Raw genomic sequence first — 5,087 nt, forward strand, 5'->3', positions numbered from 1 at the left:
ACCATCTGCCATGCAAATGCTTTCAAAAACGCTGTCCTCTCTTGCGCCGCTTGACTCTTGGCAGATTCCAGTGATAGCGGATGGCCAGGAGGCGGACGCCAACGGTCACAGCAAAACAAATAATGGATGCCACATCAGCTGCCTGGCCCAGGGGGATATACAGGACATAGAGGACGACGGCACCGATAAACGAAGCCGTAGCATAGACATCCTGAATCAGCGTTGCCGGGATGCGGCCTGCCAGGACATCACGGATGATACCACCACCGACAGCCGTAATCAGCCCCAGAGAAATGCACAAAACCCAATAATGGGGAAACATATAACAGCCCAGCAATGTCCCCGTGACAGTAAACGAACCGAGTCCAATGGCATCACAGAAAAGGTACAGGTTGATAGATGCATGCATGAGGCGGTGACGGCGGTGCGTATCCATATAGCGCAGGAAAAAGATAGTTACTCCCATAGTCGCAATGATCAGCCAGAAATACATACTATTCTGGAAAAAAGCCGGGGGAATGCGTCCCAGTATGAGGTCACGTACGATTCCGCCACCGACAGCAGTCGCTGCGGCCAGTACGAAAATACCAAATATGTCCATGCGCCGCAAAACGGCAACCAGTGCACCCGACAGGGCAAAGGCCACGGTCCCCAGAATATCGAAAAGCTGCCACCAGAGTGATTGCATTATATTCCACCATCCTGTACAATAAAATCAGTGTATCTGATAGTAACCTACCATGAATGCAAAAAAGAATCAAGGATATCATTATGACAAAAGATGAATTTTATATGGGGAAAGCCCTGGAAGAAGCCAAAACAGCCTATGCCGTCGGTGAAATCCCGATTGGCGCCGTCATTATTTATCAGAAGAAAGCTATTGCCCGGGCCTACAATCTGCGGGAAAGCCTGCCCTGTGCCACCGCCCATGCAGAACTGCTGGCTATCGAAAAAGCCTGCCGCGCCCTCGGCCGGTGGCGCTTATCGGGCTGTACGCTCTATGTCACCTGTGAGCCCTGTCCCATGTGCGCCGGAGCCATCGTCAACAGCCGTCTGGACCGGGTAGTCTACGGCTGCGCCGACCCTAAGGCAGGTGCCGTACGGTCCCTGTTCCAGCTGGCAGACAGTCCGCTTCTCAATCACCGGGCTTCCATTACAGCCGGCGTCCGCGCCGATGAATGCGCCGCACTCCTCAAAGATTTCTTCCGAAAAAAACGAAAAAAAAGTGATTCTGGACAGCCCTGAGATAATCGTCATAACAGACGAAACATAAGACAAAGGACCATGCATGATAGCCGAAGACTTCATGCATGGTCCTTTATTGTATGTACTATGAACGCTGCTTCTTATTCCAGATTTTTCGTGAGCAGCTGGTTGACAACTCCCGGGTTAGCCCGGCCCTTGGTCTGTTTCATGACCTGTCCGACGAGGAAGCCGATAGCTTTCTTCTTACCTGCTTTATAATCGGCGACAGACTGCGGATTGGCCGCAATGACCGATTTGACGATTTCTTCAATAGCACCAGTATCGGTAATCTGTACCAAGCCCTGTGCTTTGACGACATCGTCGGCAGACTTGCCGCTGGACCACATTTCCGGCAGGACTTTCTTGGCAATCTTACCGGAAATCGTACCTTTGGCAATGAGTTTGAGGAGACCTGCCAGCGCCGCCGGACGGACCGGAGCCTGATCGGCCGTTACGCCTTCTTCATTGAGTTTTTTGGCAAACTCGCCGAGCATCCAGTTGGAAGCCGTCTTGGCGTCGATTCCTTCTTTGACGACATCTTCAAAATAGTCGGCTGTCTGTTTTTCCAGTGTCAGGAGATTGGCATCGTATTCGGGAAGTCCCAGTTCATCCTGGAAGCGCTGGCGCCGTGCGTCCGGCATTTCCGGTAATTCAGCCCGTACTTTTTCAATATATTCCTTCGATACTTCGATAGGAATCAGATCCGGTTCCGGGAAATAACGGTAATCGGCATCGCCTTCTTTGACACGCTGCAGGACCGTAATACCCTTGGCTTCTTCCCAGCCGCGGGTCGCCTGCTGGATTGTGCCGCCTTCATCGAGGATCTGGGCCTGACGGACCGCTTCGTATTCAATCCCCTTCTGGACACCACTGAAGGAATTGATATTTTTAATTTCCGTCTTCGTCCCCAGTTTATCACTGCCGACGGGGCGTACGGAAATATTGGCATCACAGCGCATGCTGCCTTCTTCCATACGGCAGTCAGATACGCCGAGATACTGCATGATAGAACGGAGTTTTTCCAGATAAGCCCGGGCTTCTTCCCCACTGCGCAGATCCGGTTCGGATACGATTTCCAGCAGGGGCACGCCGGTACGGTTGTAATCGACGAAGGTCGTATCCGATGTGTCGATAGAAGCGCCGCTATGGACCAGTTTACCTGCATCTTCTTCCATATGGATACGGGTCAGATGAACGCGGCGTGTCTTGCCCCCGACTTCGATATCGATATAGCCATTGAGGCAGATAGGCAGATCATACTGGGATGTCTGGAAATTCTTTGGCAAATCGGGATAGTAATAATTCTTACGGTCGAATTTGCTGAACGGCAGGATATCGCAGTGAAGTGCCAATCCGGCCTTTACGGCATAATGGAGAACTTCCTTATTGAGAACAGGCATGCTTCCCGGAAGGCCCAGGCAGACCGGGCATACGTGCGTATTGGGCTGGGCACCGAATTCAGTGGAGCAGCCGCAGAAAATTTTTGTTTTTGTTTTCAGTTCGACATGGACTTCCAGGCCGATAACGGATTCATATTTCATCAGAGTTCAACCTCCCCCATGGGCAGCGGCTTCTTCAGGTCCGTGCGGTTTTGTTCAAATGTATAGGCAACGCGCAGCAGTGTTTCTTCATCAAGAGCCTTGCCAATGAGCTGCATGCCAATGGGAAGACCGTCCTTGAAGCCACAGGGAATGCTGATACCCGGAAGGCCGGCCAGATTCAAGGTAACCGTGCAGACATCGCCTAAATACATGGCCAGGGGATTATTGTCATTCTGACCGATTTTAAATGCCGTATCCGGCGCGGTCGGCGTAAGCAGGACATCACAGGTGCGAAGGGCATTGTCGAAATCCTGTTTTACCAGAGTACGTACTTTCATAGCCCGCAGATAATACGCATCATAGTAACCGGAACTGAGGACATACGTTCCCAGCATAATGCGGCGTTTTACTTCCGGTCCAAACCCTTCGGTACGGGTCTTGCGGTACATATCGACAATATCCGTGCCATCTGCCCGGAATCCGAATCCAACACCGTCGTACCGTGCCAGATTGGAACTGGCTTCTGCCGGAGCGATGATATAGTAGGCAGCCAGACCATATTTCATATGCGGCATTTTGACCGGCACAATTTCAGCACCGAGCTTCTTATAGGTATCAATGGCTTCTTCCAGGGCTTTGCGGCACTGGTCATCCAGGCCTTCTACAAAGAATTCTTCCGGAACGCCGATTTTCATGCCTTTGACATCATTGATCAGTGCTTTTTTATAATCTTTCTTTTCCTGTGGAATAGACGTCGAGTCCTTCGCATCGTGCCCTGCAATGGCATTGAGGACGATGGCGCAGTCTTCTACGTCATTGGTAAATGGCCCAATCTGGTCAAGAGACGAGCCGTAAGCAACCAGACCATAACGGGAAACGAGACCATATGTCGGTTTGAGGCCAACGAGGCCACAGTAGGCAGCAGGCTGACGAATCGATCCGCCCGTATCCGAACCAAGTGACCAGACGGCTTCCCCAGCTGCTACGGCAGCGGCCGAACCGCCGGACGATCCGCCTGGTACATAATCCAGATTCCAGGGATTATGGGTAATCTGATAAGCCGAATTTTCCGTTGAACTGCCCATGGCAAATTCATCCATATTGGTCTTGCCAAGGCTGATATAATCGAGGGCATTCAGTTTTTCAATGACCGTCGCATTATAGGGCGATTTAAAATGTTCCAGAATTTTCGAGCCACAGGTCGTATTTTGTCCGGCAACGCAGATGACATCCTTAATAGCTCCCGGTACACCGGCCATATCCGCAATAGCTTCCCCGGCAGCAATTTTCTTATCGACTGCGGCGGCTGCTTCCAGTGCATTTTTCCGGTTGTCAGATAAAAAGGCTTTGATATCCGGTTCCACCGTGTCTTTACGGGCAATAAACTTTTCTGTCAGCTCCACAGCAGATATTTCTTTATTTACGAGTTTATCATGCAGTGCATGTATGGTTAATGCTTCCACAATATCCCTCCTCAATCCTGAATGACTTTGGGAACTTTAAAATAGCCATTTTCCGGTTCCGGCGCATTAGAAAGCGCTTTTTCATTGGATAAGGACGGCTGGGGCACATCGTCGCGCATGACATTGCGCATAGATACAGCGTGAGCCGTAGGCGCTACATCCGTGATATCAACCTGATTTAACAGGTCCATATAAGCCAAAATGTCATTCAGCTGTTTCCCGACTTCTTCAATCTGATCGTCTTCGATATTAAGACGGGAAAGCAGTGCGATTTTCTTTATTTCTTCAGCACTGATTTTCATACGGACACTCCTTGTACTAATAATAATATTCAACAATCTAGATTATACCCCATATTGTGCCTCTTGTCATCTGCAGGACAAAAAAATCAGGAGCCGCTTATAATAAACGAACTCCTGATTTTTTACGGTTCTATTTTGAGAAAATGTTCTCAGAATACCTGAAAATGCAATTCTTATTTCTTTTCCCAACTTGTTTTTTCAGGATGGGAACAGCAGGACGGGCAACTGCCACTGCAGGAACCACTGCTGCCACAACAGCTGGTCGTTCCCTTGAACAGCCCCCGGATATGACGGCCGATGTAAAACGCAGCTGCCAATACTACAAGTGCCACAATAATCGTTGCAATGCTCATACAAGATCACAACCTTTCTGTATCGTTCAATTCTGAAATGATAATAGACACTTAGGACGCCTTCCGGCGCCCTAAGTATATCATTATTCCCATTATAAAATCAATAGTTAATTTCAAAAACGAGAATGGTGAATCGCATTCGTATTATACACCCAGTCCGGCAAAGAGTGCCAGATGATAGGT

The 5,087-nt window shown here is 49.6% G+C and carries 6 protein-coding genes; 1 reads left to right on the plus strand and 5 read right to left on the minus strand.

The window, feature by feature from the left end:
• Positions 1-22: 22 nt before the first annotated feature.
• Complete coding sequence (locus DBO31_RS03960) at positions 23-688, minus strand: trimeric intracellular cation channel family protein (RefSeq protein ID WP_059075995.1); 666 nt, start codon at positions 686-688, stop codon at positions 23-25.
• A gap of 83 nt (positions 689-771) precedes the next feature.
• On the opposite strand from DBO31_RS03960, the gene tadA reads away from it, so the two are divergent.
• A complete protein-coding gene (gene tadA, locus DBO31_RS03965; protein WP_059075994.1) occupies positions 772-1,245 on the plus strand; it encodes a tRNA adenosine(34) deaminase TadA in 474 nt (157 codons plus the stop codon).
• 101 nt (positions 1,246-1,346) lie between these two features.
• Here the strand turns inward: tadA and gatB are convergent, their stop codons facing one another.
• From gatB to DBO31_RS03985, 4 genes are all read right to left on the minus strand, one after another.
• Entirely contained in the window at positions 1,347-2,786 is a 1,440-nt protein-coding gene (gene gatB / locus DBO31_RS03970) for an Asp-tRNA(Asn)/Glu-tRNA(Gln) amidotransferase subunit GatB (protein ID WP_150824495.1), read from the minus strand.
• The gene (gene gatA, locus DBO31_RS03975; protein ID WP_150824496.1) at positions 2,786-4,249 is read right to left on the minus strand and encodes an Asp-tRNA(Asn)/Glu-tRNA(Gln) amidotransferase subunit GatA; all 1,464 of its coding nucleotides are present in this window, start codon (positions 4,247-4,249) and stop codon (positions 2,786-2,788) included. Before gatA ends, gatB begins: the two co-directional genes overlap by 1 nt.
• An 11-nt stretch (positions 4,250-4,260) precedes the next feature.
• Positions 4,261-4,551, minus strand: coding sequence for an Asp-tRNA(Asn)/Glu-tRNA(Gln) amidotransferase subunit GatC (gene gatC / locus DBO31_RS03980; protein ID WP_059075991.1), 291 nt, complete (start codon positions 4,549-4,551; stop codon positions 4,261-4,263).
• Positions 4,552-4,724: 173 nt separating this feature from the next.
• Positions 4,725-4,904: a FeoB-associated Cys-rich membrane protein gene (locus DBO31_RS03985; RefSeq protein WP_059075990.1), complete on the minus strand. Its 180-nt coding sequence runs from the start codon at positions 4,902-4,904 to the stop codon at positions 4,725-4,727.
• Positions 4,905-5,087 lie beyond the last annotated feature (183 nt).

The sequence above is a fragment of the Megasphaera sp. DJF_B143 genome, assembly GCF_900320625.1.
In the GTDB taxonomy this organism is placed as follows: Bacteria; Bacillota; Negativicutes; order Veillonellales; family Megasphaeraceae; genus Megasphaera; species Megasphaera hexanoica.